Raw genomic sequence first — 25275 nt, 5'->3', positions numbered from 1 at the left:
CTCACAGTACCCGCTCGTGGCTCACGCGGGCGGTGTCGTCCTCGTCGATGGCGACCTCGAGTGCCGTCGCCGTCTCGGGGTCGAGGCGGTCGAGCAGGCGGTCGCCGACGGCGACGGCGAGGCGCTCGACGCTGGGGTTAATTCCCTCGAACGGGGGCAGGTCGTTCAGCGTCTCGTCGCGAAACGCCGCGACTGTCGCCTCGAGGGCGTCGGTGACGGCGTCGATGTCGACGAGGTAGCCGTACGCCCCGAGTTCGGGCCCGCGAAACGTGACGGTGACCGTGAACTGGTGGGAGTGGAGTTCGCCCTCCGGTCCGGGGTCGGGGACTGTGAGGGTGTGCTGGGCGACGAACGTTCGGGTAACGGAGACTGCGTACATAGCTGGTGTTTCTGTTGGTCGGCTGAAAGCGCTATTACCGGCGAAGACCGGGTGCTCAGTCGTACCGCAAGAGCACCTGGATCGCTTCGTCGGGTCGTTTCTCGAGTAGTTCGTAGGCGTCTGCGGCGCGGTCGATGGGCAGTTCGTGAGTGAGGAGTGACGAGCAGTCGAGATCCGTAAGCAGCTCCCAGGCGAGCCGATGGCGGCGTTTTCGGGACCATCGGCCCCGATGTTCGGGAGCGATCGTGCTCACCTGTGAACTCTCGATCGAAATCCGGTCGCGGTGAAAGCGGCCGCCGAGGTCGACGTCCGCCCGTTTCGTTCCGTACCACGAGCCGACGACGACCTGACCGTCGTAGCCGGTCGCCGCTATCGCGTCGTCGAGCGCAACCGGATTGCCCGACAGCTCGTAGGTGAGATCCGCATTCGGCTCGGCCGCGAGTCCGCGTTCGTCGTCCCCGGTTCCCGGGTCGAGAGCGCGATCCGCCCCGAGACGCTCCGAACAGCGGCGACGGCGCTCGTAGCGATCGACCGTGTGCAGCGACTCGAGGGGGAAGTCGGCGAGCAACGCGGTGGTGAGTAACCCGACGATCCCCTGGCCGAAGACGACGACGCGGGCGCCGATCGTCGGTGAGCCGTCGAGCACCAGCGTAACAGCGGTTTCGGCGGTCGCGAGCAGCGCAGCCGTCGACACGTCGCAGTCCTCCGGAACCGGATGAAGCGTCGTCGGGTTCGTGACGAAAAAACTCTGGTGGGGAACGTAGGCGAACACCCGACGATCCAGCCATCGGGCGTCGACATCGCCGCCGATATCCGTCACCCGGCCGACCGTGGCGTAGCCGTACTGCAGGGGGTAGGTGAGATCACCCTCGAGGGCGTCGATCGTCTCGTCTGCGGGTAACGTGCCAGGAGCGTCGCCGCGATAGAGCAGCCCTTCGGTCCCTGCGCTGATCGCCGAAACCGTCGACTCGACGGCGACCTCGTCGGCCGCCGGCGTCGGTCGCGGTTCGGATCTGATCTCGACGTCCGCCGGCCCGGTGAAGTACAGCGAGCGTTTCATCGTCTCTCGGGAGGACTGGGGACTCTCGAGGCCGTTTTCGTCCGCCTCACTGCCGGTGTCGTAGGGGGTGTGCGAGTCGAACAGCAGCGGCGATTTCCCCTGGCCGAGTGGCTGGACGATCGCGCGAACGGGTGCGTGGCTTGAAGCCTCACTGGTGAGTTCGACCACAGCGACGTACTTGAGTATTTGTCACACACTCACGAACGTCTGTCACCATCGGTCACTGGCAACCAGCCAATCGCGGACGAAACTCGCCACGAGCGGTACCATCGCGATGGATAGCAGGAGGCGGTAGTGAGCAGGCTCGAGAAGCGGTGCCAGCGCGAGGGGGATCACGACCAACTGGAGCGCCCCGGCCGGTCGACGAATTCGACTGTCGTCGAGCGGCCGAACCGGGCGCTGGCGCCGTTTGCGAACCCAGATGCCGAGAACGAACAGCGGACGTGCGAGTCCGACGGTCAGGTAGAACGCCGGCGCGGTACCGTAGCTCACCGCGAGCGCAGCGCCGACGAACACGGCGATCGAGTCGACGCCGACGTCGAGGCGCGCCCCGAGGCGGGTGACCGATGTCCGCGCACGCGCGAGAGCACCGTCGACCGCGTCGAGGGCGGCGACGCCGGCGAAGAGGGCGGGCGGAAGCCAGGCGGCACTTCCCGTGGGTCGCTCGAGGACGAGAAATCCCCCGAGTACCGCCAGCAGGCCGGCTCGACAGAGCGTCGTGATCGTGGCGGCGGTCAGCGGCTGATAGCCCGCGTTCCGGTCGGCGATCGCAAGTTGCCACCGAACCCAGCCCAACTGTACCACCAGAAGACCACAGACTACGATGGCAAATCCTGACTCGAGAGTTCCGGATCGCATCGGTCCGAGCGCCACGGCGCCGCCGGCGACGGCGATTACGGGTACCGATGCAGCGAGCCATCGCTGCCACCGACTCCGCTCGGCCCCCTCCGTCCCGGCGTCGGCGTACCCGTGGTGGGCTCGTTCGGCGACCATCGCGGACGACGACTCCGAGACGGCTGATGACTCCGTCGATCCGCCGTCCCCGGAGTTCACCGCCGCTCACCGGTGTTACCCTCGAGTAGCTCCCGGAGATCCGGGTGTGTCTCCGGCGGTTCCCACGCGACCTGGGCGGAAACCGGCCGCGACACGCGGCCGCTCCGGCCCACGGCATCCCGAACCCTTTGCCACCGCCGGTGGCGCCGCTGGATCACGACAGGCACCCGCTCGAGGCCGAGAACGCGCGCGATGGCCAGGCGGTGCTGGCCGTAGGAACGCCAGCACAGCGTTCCGTCGCGGGCGACGTCGACGGTGATCTCGTCGAAGATCGGAACGGCGGTGGAATCTCCGAGAGCCGCGAGTTCCGACTGGCGTCGGTAACCGTGGCGTCGTATCGAACGGTACAACTCCTCGATCCGGGTGCATCGACGCTCGAAGCCGTCGAACGAGGTGTGCCCCCAGGCCGCACCGAAGCGTCGGAGCTGTTCGGTGAAGTGTGCCGGGAGCGGCGTCTCAGTCCAGGGAACGTCGTCCTCGTAGTGGGCCCTGATCGCCCGTGGGACGGGGCGATCGGCGAACGACTCGCTCCGTCGATCCCAGTCCCCGCCCTGAACGCGCCCCCACTGGGGATACCAGGGCACCGTCTCGAGGATGCTCCGATCGATGGCGGTCGGGTCGACGGCGACGACGGTAAAGGGGTCGGCGTCGGTGTATCTGTGCGGGGCGAGCCGTCGTCGCAGGCGGTGGAGGCGACGACAGCGGTCTATCGGCACCCGTCGTCTGACCGGCCCGCCGAGCCGTCGCTGTCCCCACGCGACGAGTGCACCGCGGGCGCGGGTTAGCGAGCTCGGCTGCAACGGAGCGTTGGCGGCGGGCAGGCGACCGGGTCCGCTACGAGTCACGACGATAGAGGACGCCGAGCGCGACGATCAGCAACACCTGTGCGATCTTGTCGGTGCCCGCCGCGACCGACACGTCGGCGAGTGACGCGGGGCGAGCCAGCAGATACCAGAGAACGATCTGGCCGCCGGTGAACGGGATTCCGAGCAGGTACAGCAGACGGCGACGAACGTCGAACAGGACGAGCGCGACGCCGCCGAGGAACCCGGCGGTCGCGAGGAGAAACCCGACACCCATCGGATGCGGGAGGAACCCGACTCCGAGAACGAGGTGGATCGCCGCACTCAGCAGCGCGAGTCCGATTGCCACCCAGTGAAGCGGCGTCAGTGACGAGGTCTCGAGTCGTCGCCCGAACGCGGTCATACACCGTTCATCGACGGACCGCGGTAAAGCAGTTGTGCAGCCAACATAGGCTTCGGTCCGTCGTCCTGCGTTGCAGCGGGGATGAGGGTCCGATCAGACTTTCTCTGCGGGCGGGACGACCCGCTCCTCGCGGTGGCCGACCCCGCCGTGACTGACCAGGACGCGAGCACCGGCACCGACGCCGATCGCGGCTGCGAGGGCGCTAACCGCGGTCAGCAGTGCGGGAATTGCCGTGAGAAGGCCACAGAGGAGTGCGCCGACGAGAACCCACGCCCAGAGCGCGTCCGCTCCGAGGCGCTGTGCGAGTACCGCACCGACTGTGACGTAGCCGAGTGCGGTCCAGGCGGGCAATAGCGTCACCGTAATCACGACGAGCGGCATCCCGAAGAAGACCCCGAGGTTCGTCCCGCTGATCATCAGTCCCGTGGCGAACAGTCCGGTGAGAACGACGGCCCCGGGGACGCCGACGCACAGTGAAATGATCGGACTCCGGCGAGCGGTTTCGAGCGTCCGGGTCCCGTATCCGGGAACCAACCCGAGGACGAGCGTGCCGAGTACAAGCGTCACGAGGGCGTGGACGACCATCGTTTCGGGGGTTGACAGACCCTGATAGCTCTCGAGCATCCCCTCGGGGGTCGTCGGCGGATGCGCCGGACCCGAAACCATCTGATATAACTCTATTGGCCGCATGATGGAACAATAGAACTTCTCCTAAAAGTATATTTCGGTCAGGAATCGCGTTCGGTTATTCTAACGGACTCGGTGGTTGGCGGACGGAATGGACCGTCTGTTTCCGGGTATAGCTTTAGGGAACCGTACGGTGTACGGTCGAGCGCATGTCCGAAGACTCCGAGGAAACCGAACTCGAGTACGAACAGGACCTGAGCCGAGACGAGATTGCAGACCACCTCGAGGCGTTCGCCGAAAACCTCCGTGGCGACGACGAGATCGAATTCGACGTCGGCGGGGATACCGTCGTCGTCAACCCACCGGGAACGGTCGAGTTTGAGGTCGAAATCGAAGACGAGCCGGAGGACGACGGCGTCGAGCGAAGCATCGAGTTCGAACTCGAATGGATGCGCGGCGACGACGAGGAACCGCTGCCCGAGCGGTAACGTTCGTCGCGCCCGCGAGTGGCTCTCTCGACGTGAACCGTAACTGCTGAGACGGTAGCCGCGAAAGACCGTTCTGTGACCGACCCGACCGACTACGAGTTCCACGAGCGGGTGCCAACCGCCGACGAGTTTCTCGCGCTCCGTGCGGCCGCCGGGATGGAGCCGCGGGGCCGACGGGCAGTCGAACGCGGCCTCGAGGGCTCGCTGTACGCGATCACCGTCACTCGAGACGGCGAGACGGTCGGCATGGGACGGGTCATCGGCGATGGGGGCTGCGTCTACCAGATCGGGGACATGGTCGTAGAATCGACCCACCAGGGGCGGGGGCTCGGCAGCGAGATCATGGACCGACTCATGGCGTTCATCGAGCGCGACGCGCCTCCGGGTGCGTACGTTAACCTGATCGCCGACGTCGACGGCTTTTACGAACGGTGGGGATTCGAGCCGGTCGCTCCCGCATCCAGGGGAATGTTCCTGCGAACGGAGTGACGACTATAGTAGGCGTTGAAAGTCATTGCACACCCGGCCACGATCATCAGCGGCCAGCCTCGGCCTCCGCGACGAGGCTGGCCGCTCAGCTGTGACCGGGTGTAAACCGTTTCAACAACTACTATCGGAGGCCCGGCACTGACTCGCTCCGAACTGCGACAGTCCGACCGAGGAACGGACTCGCACACGAGCGACGGCTTCGACGGGTTTAAGTTCGCCATGACACTCCGTTCAAAGGAGACAGGCGGATGCCTGTTTCACTAACCCGTAGGAGCTTCCGTCGGACGAACGGAACCCCGATCGTACTCGATCGGATCAGGTGACGTCGCCCGGCGCTACCTGCGTACTACGGAGGTGAACGATGGCAGATTCGGAAATCGAAACAGCGGTCACTCGCGCACTCGAGGACGCACCCGAACGGAACTTTACCGAGACGGTGGACCTCGCGATCAACCTGCGCGATCTAGACCTCAACGAACCGTCGAACCGTGTCGACGAGTCCGTCGTCCTGCCGTCCGGAACCGGCCAGGAGACACAGATTGTCGTCATTGCGGAGGGAGAAACCGGAGTTCGCGCCGAAGAGGTCGCGGACCAGGTTCTCTCGAGCAGTGACGTGGCCGATCTGGACGACGACGAGGCCAAAGACCTCGCAGACGAGACGGACTTCTTCATCGCTGAGGAGGCGATGATGCAAGATATCGCCCGGCACCTGGGTACCATACTCGGTCCCCGGGGGAAGATGCCGGACCCCCTCAGTCCCGACGACGACGTCGTCGAGACTGTCAATCGACTCAAAAACACCGTGCAGGTCCGCTCGCGCGACCGGCGTACGTTCCACACGCGCGTCGGCGCCGAGGACATGAGCGCGGAGGAGATCTCCGACAACATCGACGTCATCCTTCGTCGCCTGCACGCGGACCTGGAAAAAGGGCCACAGAACATCGACTCCGTCTACGTGAAGACGACGATGGGCCCGTCCGTGGAGGTGGCCTGAGATGAGCGCCGAAGCCGAACGCAAGACCGAGAACCTTCCCCAGTGGAAGAAAGAGGAGGTCGACGAGCTCGAAACTCTCATCGAGGAGTACGAGAGCATCGGCATCGTCGGCATCACCGGCATCCCGAGCAAGCAGCTCCAGGACATGCGCCGCGAGCTTCACGACATCGCTCGCCTGCGCGTGAGCCGCAACACGCTGCAGGTTCGTGCGCTCGAGGACGCCGGCCTCGACGACCTCGTCGACGAGGTCGCCGGACAGGTCGGCATCATCGCCACGAACGACAACCCGTTCGCGCTGTACAAGGAGCTCGAGGCGTCGAAGACGCCGGCTCCGATCGGTGCGGGCGAGATCGCCCCCAACGACATCGTGATCCCGGAAGGGGACACGGGCGTCGATCCGGGGCCGTTCGTCGGCGAACTCCAGCAGGTCGGTGCCAACGCCCGGATCGAGGACGGCTCGATTCAGGTCATGGAGGACTCGCAGGTGTTAGACGCCGGCGAGGAAGTCTCCCAGGATCTGGCGAACGTCCTCAACGAACTCGGAATCGAGCCCAAGGAGGTCGGACTCGACCTTCGCGCGGTGTACTCCGAGGGCGTCCTCTTCGACCCCGAGGACCTCGACATCGACGTCGAGGCCTACGAGAGCGACGTGGCGACGGCCGCCGCCCGCGCCCGGAACCTCGCCGTCAACGCGAGCTTCCCGACCGCGGCGACGATGCCGACGCTCATCGCGAAGGCCACGGGCGAGGCCAAGAGCCTCGGCCTGCAGGCCGCCATCGAAGACGAAGAGCTCATGCCCGACCTCGTCAGCAGGGCCGACGCGCAGCTTCGCGCGCTCGCCGCCCAGATCGACGACGAGGAGGCACTCCCGGAGGAACTCCAGGGCGTCGAGGCCCCCGCTGCCCCCGCAGCCGAGCCCGACGCGGACGAATCGACTGACGAAGACGAGGCCGACGACGCCGACGCAGCCGACGCAGCCGATGATGACGACGACGATGACGACGAGGACGCCGGCGCGGACGGTCTCGGTGCGATGTTCGGATAATCGAGGTACACAACAATGGAATACGTTTACGCAGCACTCATCCTGAACGAGACGGACGAAGAGATCAACGAAGACAACCTGACCGGCGTCCTCGAGGCCGCCGGTGTCGACGTCGAAGAGTCACGTGTGAAGGCGCTCGTCGCCGCACTCGAGGACGTCGACATCGACGAGGCAGTCTCCGAGGCCGCCGCCGTCCCCGCCGCTGGCGGTGCAGCCGCTGGCGGTGCAGCCGCGGGCGGTGACGACGAGGGCGAGGAAGCCGAAGAAACCAGCGACGTCCCGGACACGACGGACGACGACGAAGAGGACGAGGACGACGACGCCGGCGGCGAGGGCCTCGGCGAACTCTTCGGCTGAGTCGCGACGCGACGATTTCGACACATCTTCCGTTCTTTTGGCGCTGTCCCCGGAGCGACCGCGTTTTCTCGGTCGGGGCTCGCTCGTCGTGCGGACGTTGAAGTCGGATGGGGCGGCCAGACCCCTCGATGGTCGTCTCCGCCCTCGAGGTCGTCGCCGACCCCGCGTTTTCCCTGCAGCTTCTCGCGTGGGTGCTCGCCGGAGCGGCCCTCGGCTCGTTCAGCGGGTTGATCCCCGGGCTCCACGCGAACAACTTCGCCTTCCTGCTCGCGGGTGTCGCCCCCGCGGTTCCCGGGCCGCCGCTGTTCGTCGGGATCGCGATGCTCTCGGCGGGCGTCGTCCACACCTTTCTGAACGCCGTCCCGGCGATGGCGCTGGGAGTCCCCGACGCCGAGATGGCCGTCACCGCGCTGCCGGGCCACCGGATGGTGCTCGAGGGTCGTGGCCACGAAGCGCTCCGTCTCTCGGCGCTGGGGAGCATCCTCGCCGTCCTCGCGGCGGTCCCCCTGGCGATCCCTATTACGTGGGGCGTGACGGCGGTCTACCCGACGATCAGATCGAACCTCCCGCTCGTCCTGGCGCTGGTCGTGCTCGGGCTGGTGGTCTCGGAGTACACCTGGGAGCGCCGGTTCGCTGGCTTCCTCTCGTTTTGTCTCGCCGCCGCCCTCGGCTTTCTCACGCTCGATCTCGACCCCGACGCGCCGCTCGAGGCCGGGGGGATGCTCGCGCCGCTGTTCGCGGGCCTGTTCGGTGCACCCGTGCTGATCGACGCCATCCGCGGCGGCGGCGTCCCGCCCCAGAAAGGCGGTGCGATCAGGATGTCCCGACCGCTGCTGGCGGCGACGGCGATCGCGGGAGCACTCGCGGGCGCCGTCGTCGGCTACATTCCCGGTATCTCGGCGGCGATCGCCGCCGTCGCCGTGCTGGTGTTCATCCCGACCGGCTCCCTCGGTCCCTCCGACCGGAGCTACATCGTGGCCACGAGCGGGGTCGACACGGCTAATACGATCTTCGCGTTGTTCGCGCTCGTCGCCATCGGCCAGCCCAGAACCGGCGTGATGGTCGCCTTCGAGAGCGCGAACGCCCCCCTCGAGCTACCGATTCTCGTCTCGAGCGTCGTGCTCGCCGGAATTCTCGGCTTCGTGCTCGTGATCGTCGTCGGTGACCGTTATCTCGAACTCGTCGGGGGGATGGCCTACTGGAAGATTTCGGCCGTCGTTCTGGGACTCCTGTTCGTCCTCTCGTACCTGTTCACCGGTCCCGTCGGGATCGGCGTCTTCGCCGTCGCCGCCGCCATCGGAATGGTCCCCGTCCGATTGCGCGCTCGCCGGGTCCATCTGATGGGCGTACTGATCGGTCCACTGATGCTCATGTAACTAGATAATGACAAAATTTATGCAAGAATCGACACGATACCCACCTGCCACGGATGATCACACGCATTCGACGACTACTCGGGCGACTGACCGGCCGGAGAGCATCGGCCGAGGGCTCGAGCGATCCGTCGGAGTGCAGTTCGCCAGCATCGGAGTCGGAAGCAGAGCGGGTGTCGGGTACCGGAGAACCGATCCTCGACGAGGTATACGGCCAGCCCGGACAGAGCCGAGCACTCGACCGGATCGAGGAGCGAGCGAACGAACTCGCCGAGGAGCGGGGGATCGATCTCGACGACGACCGTCGCTGATCGACGAGTAACGCCTCGAGCGGTCGCTCACGATCAGCCGCCGTCGGTCTGTGGCCGAACGAAACACTCGGCGGGAGGGAGTGTGCGAGACCCACTCACTGGCGACTGTGGAAAGACAACGGTTAAAAGCGCCCGGGCGGAACGTGGGTGTATGAGTACGACGGACGACCACGACGCGCGTTCCTGCGTCTCCTGTGGGATCAACATCGCAGGGACGAACGCGGCCGCGTTCAAGTGCCCGGAGTGTGGCAAGCAGATCTACCGCTGTGCGAAATGCCGCAAGCAGAGCAACCTCTACGAGTGTCCCGACTGCGGATTCACCGGTCCATAACCATGGGAAAAGTAGCCGCCAAAATCAAGGTCATGCCGCAGAGTCCCGAAGTCGACCTCGACGAACTTCAGGAACGCCTCGAGAGCTCCCTGCCTGAGGGAGCGAAGATCAACGGCGTCGAGCGCGAGGACGTCGCGTTCGGCCTCGTCGCACTCTACCCGACCGTGATCGTTCCCGACGGCTCCGGCGGAACGGAGGGCGTCGAAGAGACGTTTTCGGAGGTCGAGGGCGTCGAAAGCGTCGGCGTCGAGAACGTCGGCCGGATCTAAACCGTCGACAGTTTTCACGACGTTCACTCATCACGTAGCTACGGGTGTCGGCTCTCGTGCAGTTCTCACTGGATATCGACGGAGTCCGAAAAAGATCGACCGAATTACGAGAGCGCCGCGTCGATCGCCCGCTCGAGGTCGCCGATCAGATCCTCCTGGTGTTCGATGCCGACGCTCACCCGAATGAGGCTGTCCGTGAGCCCCGCCTCGATGCGCTCCTCGCGGGGGATCGCGGCGTGGGTCATCGGCGCAGGCTGTTCGATCAGGCTCTCGACGCCGCCCAGACTCTCCGCTAAGGTGAACACCTCGGTGTTCGAGACGACGTCGCTCGCCTGCTCGAGCGTGCCGTCGAGTTCGAAGCTGAGCATCCCGCCGAAGTCGTCCATCTGCTCGGCCGCGATCTCGTGGCCGGGGTGGGACTCGAGGCCGGGGTAGTACACCCGCTCGACGTCGGGGTGGTCCTCGAGCCAGGCCGCGATCGTGCGGGCGTTCTCGCAGTGGCGATCCATTCGGACGGGAAGGGTCTTGGTTCCCCGAAGGACGAGGAAGCTGTCGAAGGGGCCCGGCGTCGCGCCCACGGCGTTCTGGTAGAAGCCGAAGCGCTCGTCCAGTTCCTCGTCGTTGGTCAGCAGGGCGCCGCCGACCACGTCGGAGTGGCCGCCGAGGTACTTGGTGAGCGAGTGGCTCACGACGTCGGCACCGAGATCCAGCGGTCGCTGGAGGTACGGCGTCGCGAAGGTGTTGTCGATGGCGCAGATCGCGTCGTTCGCGTGCGCGATCTCCGCTGCACCCTCGATGTCGACGATCGACATGAGCGGGTTGGTGGGCGTCTCGAGCCAGAGCAGTTCCGTGTTCTCCTGGAACGCCGCCTCGATCGCCCCGAGGTCGGTCATATCGACGAACGTGAACTCGATCTCGTACTGCTCGTACACCTGGGTGAAGATGCGGTGGGTGCCGCCGTAGACGTCGTTGCCCGTGACGACGTGGTCGCCGGACTCGAGCAGGTTACAGACGGTGTTGATCGACCCCATCCCGCTCGAGAAACAGCGGCCGTACTCCGCGTTCTCGAGGGAGGCGAGGTTCGCCTCGAGATCGGTCCGGGTGGGGTTGCCGGTCCTCGAGTACTCGTAGCCCCGGTGCTCGCCAGGGGCGTCCTGCTCGTAGGTCGAGTTGGCGTGGATGGGGGTCATCAGCGCGCCCGTCTCCTCGTCGGGTTCCTGGCCGGCGTGGATCGAGCGGGTCTCGATCCGGTGCTCGCGGTCTGGGTCGTCCATACGTGGGGCGATGGTGTGGAGGTAGGTTATGTTTGTCTTCTTTCGCCGTCGAAAGCACGGCTGCAGTGACGAGCGTTCGGAGACACAAGACGTGCGTTTTATAACCGTCACCGAACAACTGCGTCGTACGACTATGCCGAACTCGAACGGACCTCGCCAGGGAACCCGCAGAAAGCTCGCGAACAGCCCTCGAGACCGCGGGACTTCCCCACCGCAGCGCGCGATTCAGGAGTACAACGTCGGACAGAAAGTTCACCTCAAGATCGACCCGAGCGTTCCGAAGGGGCGCTACCACCCGCGATTCGACGGCCAGACCGGCGAAGTCGTCGGGAAGCAGGGTGACGCGTTCAAAGTCCAGATCAGCGACCGCGGCAAGGAGAAGACGCTGATCGTGACCGCAGCCCACCTGCGCGGCCAGAACGAGAAATCGAACCTGGACCAGTAGGATGACGATCTTCAAAGAGATCGTCGACGAGGAGTTCCTGACGGTCTCGGAGACGAAGGAGCTGCTCGCCGACATCGAGGCAGAACGCGCAGTCGACGAAGAGCGCGAGCTGCGTTACGAACTCGCCCGTGCGATCGAGCACGTCAACCGGTTTACCGTCCTTCCCCCGGAGGACGCACAGCAGCTCGTCGACGACCTTCAGGAGCTCGAGAAGGTCGACGAACCCACGGCGTACAAGATCGCGAACCTCCTCCCCCAGGACCGTGACGAACTTCGATCGGTGTACGCCCAGCAGCGCTACACGCTGTCGGGCGACGAACTCGACGAGATCCTGAACGTTATCTCGCAGTACGTCTGAGAGCGGGCCGACTCTTTAAGTACGCCGTGGTCGTACCCAGAAACAATGAGCGACGCCGACAACGAGACGACTGTTCGCCGCGCGGTCGTGCTGGATTACTTGCCCCACGGGCTGTCGGACGACGGCCGACCGCAGTATCAGAAATCCCCTGCCGGCTACGCCCTCGGTCTCGAGGACTTCCAGCTCTACGAGGTCGCCTTCGATCCCGACGAGCGCGTCACGATCGGCAACCGCGTCGTCGTCGAACCCGCCTCCGAGTGGGACGTCGTCGACGACTGTCACACCGTCGAGTACGAGGACCTCACCTCGGGCGCGCAGTCGGAACTCGAGTACGTCGTCAGCGACCTGGTCGAAGAGGACGAGGAGCGCTTCGTCGACTTCTACAACGAGGCCCAGCCGATCACGCTTCGGCTGCATCAGCTCAATCTGTTGCCGGGGATCGGCAAGAAGCTCCGAAACGGCATCCTCGACGAGCGGAAACGCAAGCCCTTCGAGAGCTTCGAGGAACTCGAAGAGCGCGTTTCGGGGCTGCACGACCCCGACGAGGTGCTCGTCAAGCGAATTCTGGAGGAGCTTCGGGACGACGACCTGAAGTACCGGACCTTCGTCGGCCGACAGAGCCAGCAGGCGTAGCGCCGGGTCGACCGAGGTCGTCGAGCGTACAGAGACGGTGCGTTTACACCCCTCGCGGACGAACCCGCCCCAATGAGAGATCCAGACGGACTGATCGCCCGCGCCGGCGTGCGGGGCGATCCGGACCGCGATCAACACTTTCTGGTCGACGATCGGGTGCTCGACCGGCTCCCGACGTACCTGGAAGAGATCGACGCCGACACGAGCCACCTGCTCGAGATCGGCGGCGGAACGGGCGCGCTGACCGACCGGCTGCTCGCGGTCGGCGAGCACGTCACGGTCGTCGAGCGAGATCCCGTTCTCGCCGACTTCCTCCGCGAGGAGTTCGCCGAGGAGATCCGCGACGGTCGGCTGACGGTGACCGAAGGGGACGCCCTCGAGGTCGACCTCCCCGACTTTACGGCCTCCGTCTCGAACCTTCCCTACGGCGTCTCGAGCGAGATCACCTTTCGCTTGCTTCCCGAAAAGCGCCCGCTCGTGTTGATGTTTCAACAGGAGTTCGCGGATCGAATGGTCGCCCAAGCGGGCACCTCAGAGTACGGCCGGCTCTCGGTGTCGACCCAGCACTACGCGGAGGTCGAGATCGTCGAGTCGATCCCGAAGGAGGCGTTCTCGCCGCCGCCGGCGGTCCGGAGTGCGGTCGTCCGGGCCGTCCCGCGAGAACCCGACTACGAGGTCGATGACGAGGCGTTCTTCCTCCGGTTCGTCAAGGCGCTGTTCACCCAGCGTCGGAAGACGATGCGCAACGCGATCCGAAACACGGCCCACATCTCGGGGCTCGAGGAACCGGACGCCGTCGTCGAGGCGGCTGACGAGGACCTGCTTCGACGACGGGCCGGCGCCGTCACCCCGGCGGAGTTCGCCGCGCTGGCGCAGTTGGCTGCCGAGGTCGGTCGACCGGCAGACGTCTGAGACGGACCGTTTCCGCCTCGAGACCGGACTCGGTCCGTGTGGACGACGGCCAGAGACCGAGAAGTACAGGGTGCTCGAGTCGAGAGTCACTGACGAACGAAACCGATTCCGATGTACGAGGCACTGACGGGGCTCGACTGGCTGGCCGAGCAGTTCCCGACGACGAACCAGCGACTGGCGATCACGATCGCGGCCGTCGGCATACTGTTGCTCGCGGCGCTTTCCTACCGGGACGCACAGCGCTGGCTCAACGAACGCACGCGCCCGCTATACGCCGATCTCGTGACGACGATCGGACTGCTCACGACGGCGTTTTTCTCCCTCGCGGTTATCCTCGGCGTCTGGGGGCAGACGGGCGAGATACGGTCGCTGTACGCCGACTACGACCTCGGCGGGGAAGTCGTCGCTCGAGCGATATTCTCGTTCGTCATCCTCCTGAGCACGTACATCGTTACCCGGGTCGTCCAACGGGTGCTCCACGACGTACTGAGTTCCGCCTCCGCGGTAACCGACCACCAGCGCGAGATCTCCCACCGACTCTCGCAGGTGCTGATCTGGTTCGTCGCCCTGTTCGTCATTCTCGGCGTCTGGATCGACGACCTCGGCGGGCTGCTCGTCGGGGCCGGCTTCCTCGGGATCGTCCTGGGGATGGCCGCCAGACAGACGCTGGGTGCGATACTCGCCGGTTTCGTCCTGATGTTCTCCCGGCCGTTCGAGATCGGCGACTGGATCGAAGTCGAAGAGGAGGAGGGGATCGTTACCGACATCTCGGTGTTCAACACCCGGGTTCAGTCGTTCGACGGGGAGTACATCGTGATCCCGAACGACGTCGTCGGCTCGAGTGTCGTCACCAACCGCTCGCGGAAGGGGCGACTGCGCGTCGAGATCGACGTCGGGGTCGACTACGAGACGGATCTCGAGGCGGCGTCGGCGCTCGCACTCGAGTGCGTCGAAGACCTCGAGGAGGTGATGTCCGTTCCGTCGCCACAGACCGTGACCAAGGAGTTCGGCGACTCCGCCATCCTGCTGGGCGTGCGGTTCTGGATCGACAAACCGAGTGCTCGTCGCCGGACGAAGGCCCGGACTGCGGCGATCCGGGAGATCAAGGCCGCCTTCGACGATTCGGCGATCAAGATTCCCTATCCCCAGCGCGAACTCTCGGGCAGGGCGGAGACCGACGGCCTCCGGATCCGCGACGGCGGGGCGTCGAATGCCGACTCGGAAACGATCGACTCGAGCGAAACGGAGTCGGCCGACTCGAGCGAAACCGACAGGGAAATGTCCGAAGCGACGCCGGAGGACGAGTAGATGGATCTCGCAGACCGCCGCGGGCTGGAAACCGACGTCTACCAGCCCGCCGAAGACTCCCGGCTGCTCGCCGACACCGCCTGTGACCGGCTCTCCCAGCCCGAAACCGTCCTCGAGGTCGGTACCGGATCGGGCTACGTCGCGGAGCGAATGGCCTCCGAGACAGCCGCCCGCGTCGTCGCCGCCGACGTCAACCCGCACGCGGTGGCCCAGGCCAGGGAGCGCGGCCTCGAGGCGGTCCGCGCGGACCTCGTCTCGCCGTTCGCCGACGAGAGCTTCGACGTCGTCGTCTTCAACCCGCCGTACCTGCCGACGGATCCGGATCACGAGTGGGACGACTGGATGGAGCGCGCGCTCTCGGGCGGCGAGGACGGGCGAGCGGTGATCGAGCCGTTCCTCGAGACGGTCGGCCGCGTACTCACACCGGACGGGGTGGTGTTCCTGCTGGTGAGCAGTCTCACCGGCGTCGAGACGGTCGTCGAGCGAGCGGGCGAAGAAGGGTTCAGCGCGGCAGCCGTCGCCGACGAGTCGTTCCCCTTCGAGACGCTGACGATCCTCGAACTGTTCCGATAACGAGTCGACTCGCGTGGAGTCGCCGTAACAGGTAACAACCACTCCTTTCGTCAGCCTGTTTTCTTCGGTAGCCGTCCGATGAGACGGATGACCGGTTCTCGGGGTCGGCTGTTCGGTATCTGGCGGCGGACGGTCTCGCTCGGCTGGCCGATCGCCGTCCAGCAGACGCTCAACACGCTGATGCGGACCGTCGACATCGTCGTCACCGGGCTGTTCTCGCCGGCGGCGGTCGCCGCGGTCGGCCTCGCCGACCTCTACGCGCAGATCCCGCTGCGGGTCGGCCTCGGCCTCGGAACGGGTGCGATCGCACTCTCGAGTCAGGACACCGGTCGTGGCGCGGAGCGAACCCGCGACGCGGCCATCACGCAGGCGCTGGTGATCGGATTCTGCTGTGGGGTTCCGTTCGTCCTCCTCGGTCTACTGGCCGGTCCGCCCCTCATCGCCGCCCTCGGCGCGGAGTCGGAGGTCGTTCGGCTGGGCGGGCTCTACCTGACGCTCGTCTTCGCGGCGGCGCCGATGCGGATCGTCGGGATCGTCGGCGCCCGTTCGTTACAGGGAACCGGCGATACGCGGACGCCGATGGTCGTCAACGGCGGGGCGAACGTACTCAACATTCTGCTGACCGTCGGATTGGGACTCGGGGTCTGGATCGCCCCACAGCTGGGTATCGTCGGCGTCGGGATCGCGACAGCCGTCAGTCGAACGGCCGAAGCCGTCGCGATCGTCGGCACGATCGCCCACGAGCGGACGCGGCCGTCGCTCGTCCCGTCGACCGATACCACGATCGCCCGACAGCTCGTCGCCGTGAGCGCTCCGAACTTCGCCGAGGGAATGAGCACGTCGATTGCGAACTTCCCGTTCAACGCGCTCCTGTTGCTGTTCGGTACCGAAGTGAACGCCGCCTACCATATCGGCCGGCGGATCTACCAGCAACTCACCGGGCCGCTATACCGCTCGTTCGGCACCGCCTCGAGCATCATCGTCGGGCAGACGCTGGGCGAGGGCGATCCCGACGGGGCGCGGTTCGCCGGTCACGCCATTCTGGCCCTCGGCGTCATCACCCTGGGGTTCTGCGGCGTCGTTCTGTTCGTCGCCGCCGAACCGCTGGCGCGGATCTTCACGCAGGATCCGACGACAATCGGCTACGCGGCGGAGTTCACCCGCGTGTTCGGCGTTTCGATGCTCTTCTTCGGGATCTTCTTCCCGCTGGCAGGGGCATTGCGGGGTGCGGGCGACACCCGGACGCCGTTTTACGCGCGGTTCGTTGGGGCGTTCGGGGTCATGCTCGGTGTCTCCTACGTCGCGGGAATCGTCCTGGGCTACGGACTTCCCGGTGTCTACGCCGGAATCGTGCTCTCGTACGTCTGCTGGGCAGTGGTCGTCGCTGCCGGCTTCCGCTGGGGGAACTGGGCGAAGACGGCCGCGAGTATGATGGAAGAGCGGGCCGACGCCGAAAGGCAGTGATGGGCGGCACGACCGGCGGCTCGAATCGATTCGATAAGAATTACTGTGAAGTATTTTTTGATATGGTAAATATTAAGCGTCGGCATAGCTTAGCTCGGCGTACGCATGACCGAGTACGTCTCGACCACACCGGGGCTGTTCCCGCTCCCGGACTGGGCGAAAGACGATCTGTCGAACTTGAAGGGCCACCAGAAACACGACCTCGTGAGCGGCGACGAGGGGGAGGCGATCACCGGCGTCTACGACGAGGCGCGCGCCGAAGTGATCGACCGCCAGCACGCGGTCGGTCTCGACCGAATCGCCGAGGGACAGCTTCGCTGGGACGACATGCTCGCACACCCGCTCGCGGTTCACGACGCCGTCGAAACCCGCGGAATCGTCCGCTACTACGACAACAACAACTTCTACCGCGAACCGGTCGTCTCCGACGAGCTCGGCTTTTCGGGCGACGTCGCGAGCGAACTCGAGGCCGCCACGGCCGCCAACGAGGGGGTCCTCCAGGCGGTGCTTCCCGGCCCGTACTCGCTGGCCGACCTCGCGACGGACAACCACTACGGCGACGAGGCCGACTTCCTGGCGGCGATCGCCGAGTTCCTCGCCGGCGAACTCGAGGCGTTCCCCGACCACGAGACGCTGTTCCTCCTCGAGCCCTCGCTCGTCGAGAACCCGCCCGAAGAGGGCGAAGACGAGCGCGCTAGCGAGGCTATCGACACCGTGGCGGCAGCGACTGACGCCGACGTCGTCGTCCACAGCTACTGGGGCGCCATAGAGGAGAAAGTCTACGCCCACCTGCTGGACGCCGAGTTCGAGGCCGTCGGGTTCGACTTCGTCGCGAACCAGGACGAGAACCTCTACAACATCCAGGAGTACGGGACGAAGGGAGACATCGCACTGGGGCTGGCCGACGGCCAGAACACGCTGGTCGAGGACCCCGAAGCGATCCGCGACCGCGCCGGCTGGGTGTTCGACCAGCTTCCCGTCGCCGAGTTCGACACCGCCTATCTGACGACCAACACCGAGACGTTCTACCTGCCCTACAGCAAGTTCGAGGCGAAACTCGAGGCGCTTGCGGAGGCCGCGGCGCTCACCGAGGTGAACACCGCATGACCACGAACGAAAACAAAGACCAGTTCCGACCCGCAGCGCACCCGAACGACCACTTCCTGCTGACGACCGTCGTCGGCTCCTACCCCAAGCCGAAGTGGCTCAACCGAGCGAAGGAACTGTACGAGGACCCGGACCACGAGTTCGACGACGGCGACTGGCAGGAGGCGAAAGACGACGCCTCCCGGCTCATCACCGACGAACACGAGCGGGCCGGACTCGACGTCGTCGTCGACGGCGAGATGCGCCGGACCGAGATGGTCGAGTACTTCGCCCACCGGATCGACGGCTACGAGTTCAACGGCCCCGTCAAGGTCTGGGGTCACAACTACTTCGACAAACCCAGCGTCGTGAGCGAGGTCGCCTACGACGAAACCTGGCTCGTCGACGAGTACGAGTTCACCGCTGAGGCGAGCGACCGCCCCGTGAAGGTACCGATCACCGGTCCCTACACGCTCGCCAACTGGTCGTTCAACGAGGCCTACGAGGACACCGAGGCGCTCGCCTACGACCTCGCCGACCTCGTCAACGAGGAGATCGAGAAGCTCGTCGAGGCCGGCGCCCGTTACATCCAGATCGACGAACCCGCGCTGGCGACCACCCCCGACGACCACGCCATCGTCGGCGGCTGTCTCGAGCGGATCGTCGACGAGATCCCAGAAGAGGTCCGCGTCGGCCTCCACGTCTGTTACGGCGACTACTCCCGGATCTACCCCGAAATCCTCGAGTTCCCCGTCGACGAGTTCGACCTCGAACTCGCGAACGGCGACTACGACCAGCTCGACGTGTTCAAAGACCCCGCCTTCACGAAGGATCTCGCACTCGGCGTCACCGACGCCCACGTCGCCGAGGTCGAGTCCGTCGAGCAGATCGAACGGAATATCACGAAGGGACTCGAGGTCGTTCCACCCGAACAGCTCGTCGTCTCGCCCGACTGCGGCGTGAAGCTGTTGCCTCGCGAGGTCGCCTACGGCAAGATGGCGAACATGGTCGAAGCGGCCCGCAACGTCGAAGCAGCCCTCGACGCGGGTGAGATCGAGGTCGAACGAAGTGCGCCCACCCCCGCAGACGACTGACCGCGCCGAACTCCTTTCGCCGGCGACTTTCGGGCTCGAACGATTGCCGTCGTGTAAGCACCGCCATTCACGCGCGCGCAGCCTGTGCTCACTCCTCGCGCGACGGAAACTCCTAACTACATCTGTGGTGAAGCGTTCGGTATGACCCTCGAGATCGGAGTCCTCGGCTATCGGTTCATGGGAAAGGCCCACGCCAACGCGCTCGCGCGACTGCCGATGTTCTTCCCCGACGCACCGGACGTCGAACGAAGCGTCCTCGTCGGTCGGGACGAGGAAGCGCTGGCCGACGCAGCGGACCAACTCGGGTTCGCATCGATTTCTACCGACTGGCGCGACGTGATCGACGAGGTCGACGCCTTCTACAACCTCGGGCCGAACCACGTCCACGCAGAACCCTCCATCGCCGCCCTCGAGGCCGACACCCCCGTCTTCTGTGAGAAACCGCTCGCGCCGACGCTCGAAATGGCCGAGGAGATGGCTCAGGCGGCCCGGGACGCGGGCGTCCCCAACGGCTGTGCGTTCAACTACCGGTTCGTGCCCGCGATCCAGTACGCGAAGGAGTTGCTCGAGCGGGGCGAACTCGGCGAGATCCACCACGTCCGCGGGCGCTACCTCCAGGACTGGCTGGTCGACCCCGAGGCGCCGTGGTCCTGGCGCAACGACGAGGAGATGGCGGGATCGGGCGCGCTGGGCGATCTAGGCGCCCACACCGTCGATCTCGTGCGGTTCCTTCTCGGCGAGATCGAGCGCGTCAGCGGTCAGTTGAAAACGTTCGTCGACGAGCGGCCTGTCGAAGGAGCGAACGAAACGCGACCGGTCACCGTCGACGACGCCTACACCGCCCAGATCGAACTCGAAAACGGCGCCGTCGGCACGCTCGAGGCCTCGCGGTTTGCGACCGGCCACAAGAACGATCACACGATCGAGATCCAGGGATCGAAGGGCAGTCTGCGATTCTCCCTCGAGCGCCTGAACGAACTCGAACTCCTCAAAGAGGGCGACCGCGGCTACGAGACGATACTCGTGACCGACGAGGACGACCCCTACGTCGACCACTGGTGGCCGCCGGGCCACGTCATCGGCTGGGAGCACACGTTCGTCCACGAGAACTACGAGTTCCTCTCGGCCGTCGCAGCTGGCGGAGCGTTCGAACCGAGTTTCGAGGACGGCCTCGCGGCCCAGCGCGTCCTCGCCGCGATCGAGGAGAGCGACGATCGGGGCGAGTGGATGACTCTCGAGTAGGCCCCTGACCGCGGTATCGAGCTATTTTTCATCCGTCCGAACGAAGGAGAGACCGTGCTGTCGGTCGAACTCCACGTCCACTCGTCGCTCTCTTACGACGGCCGCGATCCCGTCGATCTCATCCTAGAACAGGCCGCAGCCGTCGGCCTCGATGCGGTCGCGATCACCGATCACGACGAGATCGACGCGAGTCTCGAACTCGTCGAACGGGCGCCCGACTACGGTCTTGTCGGCATTCCGGGGATCGAAATCTCGAGCAAGGCGGGCCACATACTCGGTCTGGGTGTCGAGCGATCGATCCCGCCGGGACTCTCCTACGAATCGACCCTTGAGGCAATCCGTGCGCAGGGCGGGATCGCCGTCGTCCCCCACCCGTTTCAGGAGTCGCGCCACGGCGTGATGACCCGCATCAGCCGCGACCAACTCGCCGAGGCCGACGCCATCGAGGTCTACAACTCCCGACTGCTCACCGGCCGGGCGAACCGCCAGGCCGAACGCTTCGCCCGCGATCGCGATCTGCCGATGACCGCCGGCAGCGACGCCCACATCAGCGAGATGGTCGGCCAGGCGGTCACCCGCGTCGGGGCGTCCGAACGGAGCGCGGACGCGATCCTCGAGGCGATCGCTGCCGGCGAAACCTCGGTCGAAGGAAAGCGCACTCCGTGGCGGATCAGCTTCAGACAGGCCGCCGGCGGCGCGAAACGCCGCGTGAAGAGCCGGATCGCGGAGCTGTTGGGATGACCGTTTGTGGCGCGAGCGAGTCGGTCGTCCGTCGGGCACTCGAGACGGCCGATCCGTTCCCCGGAACGACCGGGTTCGCCGGCGACCTCGAAGGGCGACTCGTCCGCGACGTGCTCGGGCGCGTCCCGCTGTTCGTCGAGGGCGCTCCGGGGGCGGAGCCGGCGTGGGCGTTTCGCCCGGGCGATCTCGAGGACCCCTCGCTGTTTCCCGCTGGTTACGTCCGCGGGGCCGACGGTGGCCGCCGCGCCTGGACTCTCCCCGATCCGGAGGCGGAAACGGACCACGAGGTCGCCCTCGAGGCGGTCGACGACGCGATCCGAACGGCGACCGAGGACGCCGTCGCCGAACCCGGGTCCGTCGCCGTCGCCTTTTCAGGCGGCGTCGATTCCGCGCTGGTCGCCGAACTCCTCGACGCGCCGCTGTACGTCGTCGGCTTTCCGGACAGCCACGACGTCGAGGCCGCCCGCTCCGCCGCCGACGCGATGGGGCGGGACCTGACCGTCGTTTCCCTCGAGCCGGCGGACCTCGAGCGGGCCGTCCCGACGGTGGCTGGCGCGATCGGCCGGACGAACGCGATGGACGTACAGATCGCCCTGCCGCTGTATCTCGTCGCCGAAGCCGTCGCGGCCGACGGGTTCGACGCGCTGGCGGTGGGCCAGGGAGCCGACGAACTGTTCGGCGGTTACGAGAAGGTCGTCCAACTCGACCACCGCGTCGCGGCGGACACGGTCAGGGGCGCCGTTCGCGAACAGATTCGGACACTTCCCGAGCAACTGCCTCGGGACGTGCTGGCCCTCGAGGCCGCGGGCGTCGACCCGGTCGCACCGTTGCTTCACGATTCGGTCGTCGAGGCGGCGCTGTCGCTTCCCTCGGAACTACTCGCCGACGACTCGATGCGAAAGCGTGCGCTTCGCCAGGTGGCAGCCGACTACCTGCCCGAGACGGTCGCGCTCCGGGACAAAAAGGCGGTGCAGTACGGGAGCCTCGTCGCCCGCGAACTCGATCGACTGGCCAGACAGGCGGGCTACAAGCGTCGAATGGACGACCACGTCACGAGATACGTCGAATCGTTGCTCGCCGCCGGTCCGTCCTGAGACGGCGCGTACTCACGTCCAGACGCGGAGGCAGTCCGTCGAGCAAAAGTGGAGATCGATCCGCTCGTCCGATTCGCTCTCGACGTACGTCGTCAGCGTGTACGCAATCCCCTCGTTCGTCGCACAGTTGTCGCAGTTCATACTCTTCGCCTCGAGAATATCGACCTTGGTTATGCCGCTCATAACTCACAGGGAGCGGCGAATCGGTCCGGGACAATAGTCAAAATTTATGTATTATGATCCGGTCGATGGTGACGGAGTACCGATCGGTCGCAGTTTGTTACTCAGGCGAGTGCGCCCTCTTCGGCCTCGAGCAGCTCGTGGTAGCGGTTGCGGATGGTCACTTCGGAGATGTTGGCGATCTCGCTGACGTCGTTCTGGGTCACCTTCTCGTTGGTGAGCAACGCCGCGGCGTACACCGATGCGGCAGCCAGCCCGACCGGTGACTTGCCGCTGTGGACACCCTCTTCTTTGGCCGTCTTCAACAGCCCGCGGGCGCGCCGTTCGGTTTCGTCGGAGAGTTCGAGGTCGCTCGCAAAACGCGGGACGTAGCTCTCCGGGTCGGCGGGCTGGACCTCGAGGCCGAGTTCGCGCACCACGTAGCGGTAGGTGCGGGCGATCTCGTCCTTCTCGACGCGGCTGACCGCCGAAATCTCGTCGAGGCTTCGTGGAGTGCCGGCCTGGCGGGCGGCGGCGTACAGCGACGACGTCGCGACGCCTTCGATCGATCTCCCTGGAAGGAGGTCGTCCTCGAGCGCCCGACGGTAGATCACGCTCGCCGTCTCGCGGACGTTTTTCGGCAGTCCCAGGGCGCTTGCCATGCGGTCGATCTCGCCGAGGGCCTGCTTGAGGTTGCGTTCCTTGGAGTCGCGGGTGCGAAAGCGCTCGTTCCAGGTGCGCAGGCGCTGCATCTTCTGGCGCTGGCGTGAACTCAGCGCCTTGCCGTAGGCGTCTTTGTCCTGCCAGCCGATGTTCGTCGAGAGCCCCTGGTCGTGCATCATGTTCGTGGTGGGGGCACCGACGCGGCTCTTCTCGTCTTTCTCGGCCGAATCGAACGCGCGCCACTCCGGCCCGCGGTCGATCTCGCCTTCGTCGACGACGAGCCCGCAGTCCTCACAGACCGTTTCGCCGTGCTCTGCGTCGTTTACCAACCGGCCATCGCACTCCGGACAACGGACCGTCGACTCTTCGCTCGAGTTTTCCGACTCGAGCGTCTCAGCCGTGCGCTGCTGACTCGTCCGAGTTCGGATGGGGGAATCTGTCATTTTTCTGGATAGTCGGGGTGCGCTGGAAAACTCGCTACCGTGCCTAGTCTACGGTCGATCGCCACTTAAATACTGTGGTTTACAGACGATATGAACTTCTGAAACGTGTGGAGGGGCTGTAACTCTGCCGTTTGGGTAAATCGCCGCCCGCGGTGTTCCGACGGTATCGAAACCCTTACTCCCCACAGGCCGGTGGGGGTGCATATGAGCGACGACGCCGTCAATCCCGAGGAGGTTCGCCACGTCGCGGCGCTGGCTCGGGTCGGTCTCGACGACGACGAGGTCGACCGATTCGCCGCCCAGTTCGCGGAGATCCTCGAGTACTTCGAGACGCTGGACGAGGTGCCGGCGGTCGACCGCGAGGCCGACCTCGTCAACGTGATGCGCCCGGACGAGACGCGGCCGTGCCTGGACGAGGAGGCGCTGCGAAACGCCCCGGAGACCGAGGACGGGTACTTCAAAGGCCCCAACGTGTCCTGATCATGTCGGCAAATATCTTCATTACCGAGGAGACGATCGAGGCTGCAGACGACGGCCCGCTTTCCGGGACGACCGTCGCGGTCAAGGACAACATCTCGACGGCGGGCGTCCGGACGACCTGTGGCTCGCGGATGCTCGAGGAGTACGTGCCGCCGTACGACGCGACGGTCGTCGAGCGCCTGAAATCCGCCGGCGCGACCATCGTCGGAAAGGCGAACATGGACGAGTTCGGGATGGGGACGACCACCGAGACCTCGTACTTCGGCGAGACGGACAACCCCGCCGCTCCCGGTCACGTCCCCGGCGGTTCTTCCGGCGGTTCCGCGGCGGCGGTCGCCGCCGGCGAGGCCGACCTCGCCCTCGGCTCCGACACCGGTGGTTCGATTCGCTGTCCCGCCGCGTTCTGCGGCGTCGTCGGCATCAAACCCACCTACGGACTCGTCTCCCGCTACGGCCTCGTCTCCTACGCCAACAGCTTAGAGCAGATCGGCCCGCTCGCCCCGACCGTCGAGGACGCCGCCGGCTTGCTCGACGTGATCGCCGGCAGCGACGAGCGCGACGGAACGTCCCGAGAGGCTGGTGACGAGGCCGAGTACGCAGCCGCGGCCGACGGCGCCGTCGACGGGCTGCAGATCGGGGTGCCGACCGAACTGCTCGAGGGCGCCGACGAGGGCGTCGTCGAGACGTTCTGGGACGCCCTCGCCGACCTCGAGGCCCAGGGGGCAGAGTACCATGAGGTGAGCCTCCCCTCCGTCGAGCACGCCGTCGAGGCCTACTACGTGATCGCGATGTCGGAAGCCTCCTCGAACCTCGCGCGGTTCGACGGGGTGCGCTACGGCCTCGACCCGGCGGAGGCGGGCGAGGAGTCCGGCGGCAACTGGAACGACGTCTTCGGTCGCGTCCGCGAGGAAGGGTTCGGCGACGAGGTCAAACGCCGCATCCTGCTCGGTACGTACGCCCTTTCTGCGGGCTACCACGACAAGTACTACAAGAAGGCCCAGGACGCCCGCGCCTGGGTGAAACAGGACTTCGACGGGGCGCTCTCGGATGCCGACGTCCTCGCCTCGCCGACGATGCCGGTGACGCCGTTCGAACTCGGCGAGAGTCTCGAGGACCCCCTCAAAATGTACCTCGCCGACGCCAACACGGTGCCGGTGAACCTCGCGGATCTCCCGGCGATTTCGGTTCCGGCCGGCGAAAGCGACGGCCTCCCAGTCGGGATGCAGTTCATCGGTTCCGCATTCGGCGAGGAGACGATCGTTCGAGCGGCGAGCGCGCTCGAGTAGCGACTGATCGCCTCGGACTCGCGCGAAAATCGACCACG

At 65.9% G+C, this 25275-nt stretch carries 32 protein-coding genes; 23 read left to right on the top strand and 9 right to left on the bottom strand.

Features of this window, described 5'->3' with window-relative positions; translation table 11 throughout:
• Position 1: 1 nt before the first annotated feature.
• The 6 genes from AC6I6S_RS00665 to AC6I6S_RS00640 form a co-directional block, all read right to left on the bottom strand.
• On the bottom strand, positions 2-379 hold the full coding sequence (locus AC6I6S_RS00665; RefSeq protein ID WP_497947787.1) for a 6-pyruvoyl trahydropterin synthase family protein: 378 nt from the start codon (positions 377-379) through the stop codon (positions 2-4).
• A 55-nt stretch (positions 380-434) separates the two neighbouring features.
• A complete protein-coding gene (locus tag AC6I6S_RS00660) occupies positions 435-1439 on the bottom strand; it encodes a zinc-dependent alcohol dehydrogenase (protein WP_497949277.1) in 1005 nt (334 codons plus the stop codon).
• A gap of 210 nt (positions 1440-1649) precedes the next feature.
• Positions 1650-2432, bottom strand: a complete 783-nt coding sequence (locus tag AC6I6S_RS00655) for a CDP-alcohol phosphatidyltransferase family protein (RefSeq protein WP_497947785.1) — start codon at positions 2430-2432, stop codon at positions 1650-1652.
• A 56-nt stretch (positions 2433-2488) separates the two neighbouring features.
• The gene (locus AC6I6S_RS00650) at positions 2489-3337 is read right to left on the bottom strand and encodes a ParB N-terminal domain-containing protein (protein ID WP_497947784.1); all 849 of its coding nucleotides are present in this window, start codon (positions 3335-3337) and stop codon (positions 2489-2491) included.
• Positions 3327-3698 (bottom strand): DUF7475 family protein, encoded by a 372-nt coding sequence (locus AC6I6S_RS00645; protein WP_497947783.1) that lies wholly within the window; start codon positions 3696-3698, stop codon positions 3327-3329. The genes AC6I6S_RS00650 and AC6I6S_RS00645 overlap by 11 nt, the downstream gene beginning before the upstream one ends.
• Positions 3699-3791: 93 nt before the next feature.
• Complete coding sequence (locus AC6I6S_RS00640; RefSeq protein WP_497947782.1) at positions 3792-4364, bottom strand: DUF8173 domain-containing protein; 573 nt, start codon at positions 4362-4364, stop codon at positions 3792-3794.
• Between the two features lie 170 nt (positions 4365-4534).
• Between AC6I6S_RS00640 and AC6I6S_RS00635 the strand changes: the two genes are divergently transcribed.
• The 9 genes from AC6I6S_RS00635 to AC6I6S_RS00595 all read left to right on the top strand — a co-directional run bounded on the left by AC6I6S_RS00635 (position 4535) and on the right by AC6I6S_RS00595 (position 9982).
• On the top strand, positions 4535-4813 hold the full coding sequence (locus AC6I6S_RS00635) for an amphi-Trp domain-containing protein (RefSeq protein ID WP_497947781.1): 279 nt from the start codon (positions 4535-4537) through the stop codon (positions 4811-4813).
• Positions 4814-4888: 75 nt separating this feature from the next.
• Positions 4889-5302 (top strand): GNAT family N-acetyltransferase, encoded by a 414-nt coding sequence (locus tag AC6I6S_RS00630; RefSeq protein WP_497947779.1) that lies wholly within the window; start codon positions 4889-4891, stop codon positions 5300-5302.
• 361 nt (positions 5303-5663) lie between these two features.
• The gene (locus tag AC6I6S_RS00625) at positions 5664-6296 is read left to right on the top strand and encodes a 50S ribosomal protein L1 (RefSeq protein WP_497947778.1); all 633 of its coding nucleotides are present in this window, start codon (positions 5664-5666) and stop codon (positions 6294-6296) included.
• A 1-nt stretch (position 6297) separates the two neighbouring features.
• Positions 6298-7341: a 50S ribosomal protein L10 gene (locus tag AC6I6S_RS00620; RefSeq protein WP_497947777.1), complete on the top strand. Its 1044-nt coding sequence runs from the start codon at positions 6298-6300 to the stop codon at positions 7339-7341.
• A 15-nt stretch (positions 7342-7356) separates the two neighbouring features.
• Positions 7357-7698, top strand: a complete 342-nt coding sequence (gene rpl12p / locus AC6I6S_RS00615) for a 50S ribosomal protein P1 (protein ID WP_497947776.1) — start codon at positions 7357-7359, stop codon at positions 7696-7698.
• A 128-nt stretch (positions 7699-7826) separates the two neighbouring features.
• A complete protein-coding gene (locus AC6I6S_RS00610; protein WP_497949275.1) occupies positions 7827-9074 on the top strand; it encodes a tripartite tricarboxylate transporter permease in 1248 nt (415 codons plus the stop codon).
• Positions 9075-9244: 170 nt separating this feature from the next.
• Positions 9245-9382, top strand: a complete 138-nt coding sequence (locus tag AC6I6S_RS00605) for a hypothetical protein (protein WP_497947775.1) — start codon at positions 9245-9247, stop codon at positions 9380-9382.
• A 151-nt stretch (positions 9383-9533) separates the two neighbouring features.
• On the top strand, positions 9534-9713 hold the full coding sequence (locus AC6I6S_RS00600) for an HVO_2753 family zinc finger protein (RefSeq protein WP_497947774.1): 180 nt from the start codon (positions 9534-9536) through the stop codon (positions 9711-9713).
• 2 nt (positions 9714-9715) lie between these two features.
• A complete protein-coding gene (locus AC6I6S_RS00595; RefSeq protein ID WP_497947773.1) occupies positions 9716-9982 on the top strand; it encodes an elongation factor 1-beta in 267 nt (88 codons plus the stop codon).
• 104 nt (positions 9983-10086) lie between these two features.
• Here AC6I6S_RS00595 and AC6I6S_RS00590 read toward each other — a convergent pair whose 3' ends face one another.
• Positions 10087-11256 carry a cystathionine gamma-synthase gene (locus AC6I6S_RS00590; RefSeq protein WP_497947772.1) on the bottom strand — a complete coding sequence of 390 codons (1170 nt, stop codon included), beginning with the start codon at positions 11254-11256 and terminating at the stop codon, positions 10087-10089.
• 133 nt (positions 11257-11389) lie between these two features.
• Here AC6I6S_RS00590 and AC6I6S_RS00585 point away from each other — a divergent pair, with 133 nt between their 5' ends.
• From AC6I6S_RS00585 to AC6I6S_RS00530, 12 genes are all read left to right on the top strand, one after another.
• Positions 11390-11701, top strand: a complete 312-nt coding sequence (locus AC6I6S_RS00585; RefSeq protein WP_497947771.1) for a 50S ribosomal protein L21e — start codon at positions 11390-11392, stop codon at positions 11699-11701.
• 1 nt (position 11702) lies between these two features.
• A complete protein-coding gene (locus tag AC6I6S_RS00580) occupies positions 11703-12059 on the top strand; it encodes an RNA polymerase Rpb4 family protein (protein WP_497947770.1) in 357 nt (118 codons plus the stop codon).
• 45 nt (positions 12060-12104) lie between these two features.
• Positions 12105-12692 (top strand): DUF655 domain-containing protein, encoded by a 588-nt coding sequence (locus tag AC6I6S_RS00575; RefSeq protein WP_497947769.1) that lies wholly within the window; start codon positions 12105-12107, stop codon positions 12690-12692.
• A gap of 72 nt (positions 12693-12764) precedes the next feature.
• Positions 12765-13604: a 16S ribosomal RNA methyltransferase A gene (locus AC6I6S_RS00570; protein WP_497947768.1), complete on the top strand. Its 840-nt coding sequence runs from the start codon at positions 12765-12767 to the stop codon at positions 13602-13604.
• A 111-nt stretch (positions 13605-13715) separates the two neighbouring features.
• Complete coding sequence (locus AC6I6S_RS00565; protein WP_497947767.1) at positions 13716-14912, top strand: mechanosensitive ion channel family protein; 1197 nt, start codon at positions 13716-13718, stop codon at positions 14910-14912.
• Positions 14913-15485 carry a HemK2/MTQ2 family protein methyltransferase gene (locus AC6I6S_RS00560; protein ID WP_497947766.1) on the top strand — a complete coding sequence of 191 codons (573 nt, stop codon included), beginning with the start codon at positions 14913-14915 and terminating at the stop codon, positions 15483-15485.
• Between the two features lie 87 nt (positions 15486-15572).
• Positions 15573-16949, top strand: a complete 1377-nt coding sequence (locus tag AC6I6S_RS00555) for an MATE family efflux transporter (RefSeq protein ID WP_497947765.1) — start codon at positions 15573-15575, stop codon at positions 16947-16949.
• A 105-nt stretch (positions 16950-17054) separates the two neighbouring features.
• A complete protein-coding gene (locus tag AC6I6S_RS00550) occupies positions 17055-18056 on the top strand; it encodes a 5-methyltetrahydropteroyltriglutamate--homocysteine methyltransferase (RefSeq protein ID WP_497947764.1) in 1002 nt (333 codons plus the stop codon).
• Complete coding sequence (locus AC6I6S_RS00545) at positions 18053-19129, top strand: methionine synthase (RefSeq protein ID WP_497947763.1); 1077 nt, start codon at positions 18053-18055, stop codon at positions 19127-19129. Before AC6I6S_RS00550 ends, AC6I6S_RS00545 begins: the two co-directional genes overlap by 4 nt.
• A gap of 141 nt (positions 19130-19270) precedes the next feature.
• Positions 19271-20371: a Gfo/Idh/MocA family protein gene (locus tag AC6I6S_RS00540; RefSeq protein WP_497947762.1), complete on the top strand. Its 1101-nt coding sequence runs from the start codon at positions 19271-19273 to the stop codon at positions 20369-20371.
• Positions 20372-20425: 54 nt separating this feature from the next.
• A complete protein-coding gene (locus AC6I6S_RS00535) occupies positions 20426-21112 on the top strand; it encodes a PHP domain-containing protein (protein WP_497947761.1) in 687 nt (228 codons plus the stop codon).
• Positions 21109-22206, top strand: a complete 1098-nt coding sequence (locus AC6I6S_RS00530; protein ID WP_497947760.1) for an asparagine synthase C-terminal domain-containing protein — start codon at positions 21109-21111, stop codon at positions 22204-22206. Before AC6I6S_RS00535 ends, AC6I6S_RS00530 begins: the two co-directional genes overlap by 4 nt.
• A 12-nt stretch (positions 22207-22218) precedes the next feature.
• Here the strand turns inward: AC6I6S_RS00530 and AC6I6S_RS00525 are convergent, their stop codons facing one another.
• Together AC6I6S_RS00525 and AC6I6S_RS00520 are read right to left on the bottom strand one after the other, a co-directional pair.
• Complete coding sequence (locus AC6I6S_RS00525) at positions 22219-22389, bottom strand: DUF7576 family protein (RefSeq protein ID WP_497947759.1); 171 nt, start codon at positions 22387-22389, stop codon at positions 22219-22221.
• A 101-nt stretch (positions 22390-22490) separates the two neighbouring features.
• Complete coding sequence (locus AC6I6S_RS00520) at positions 22491-23471, bottom strand: transcription initiation factor IIB (RefSeq protein WP_497947758.1); 981 nt, start codon at positions 23469-23471, stop codon at positions 22491-22493.
• A gap of 204 nt (positions 23472-23675) precedes the next feature.
• Here AC6I6S_RS00520 and gatC point away from each other — a divergent pair, with 204 nt between their 5' ends.
• Positions 23676-23951: an Asp-tRNA(Asn)/Glu-tRNA(Gln) amidotransferase subunit GatC gene (gene gatC / locus AC6I6S_RS00515; RefSeq protein WP_497947757.1), complete on the top strand. Its 276-nt coding sequence runs from the start codon at positions 23676-23678 to the stop codon at positions 23949-23951.
• Between the two features lie 2 nt (positions 23952-23953).
• Positions 23954-25237 carry an Asp-tRNA(Asn)/Glu-tRNA(Gln) amidotransferase subunit GatA gene (gatA, locus tag AC6I6S_RS00510; RefSeq protein ID WP_497947756.1) on the top strand — a complete coding sequence of 428 codons (1284 nt, stop codon included), beginning with the start codon at positions 23954-23956 and terminating at the stop codon, positions 25235-25237.
• Positions 25238-25275 lie beyond the last annotated feature (38 nt).

The organism is Natrononativus sp. DTA114 (assembly GCF_059736515.1).
The sequence above is the reverse complement of the archived record's forward strand: the minus strand, read 5'-3'. Positions and strand labels throughout refer to the sequence as shown.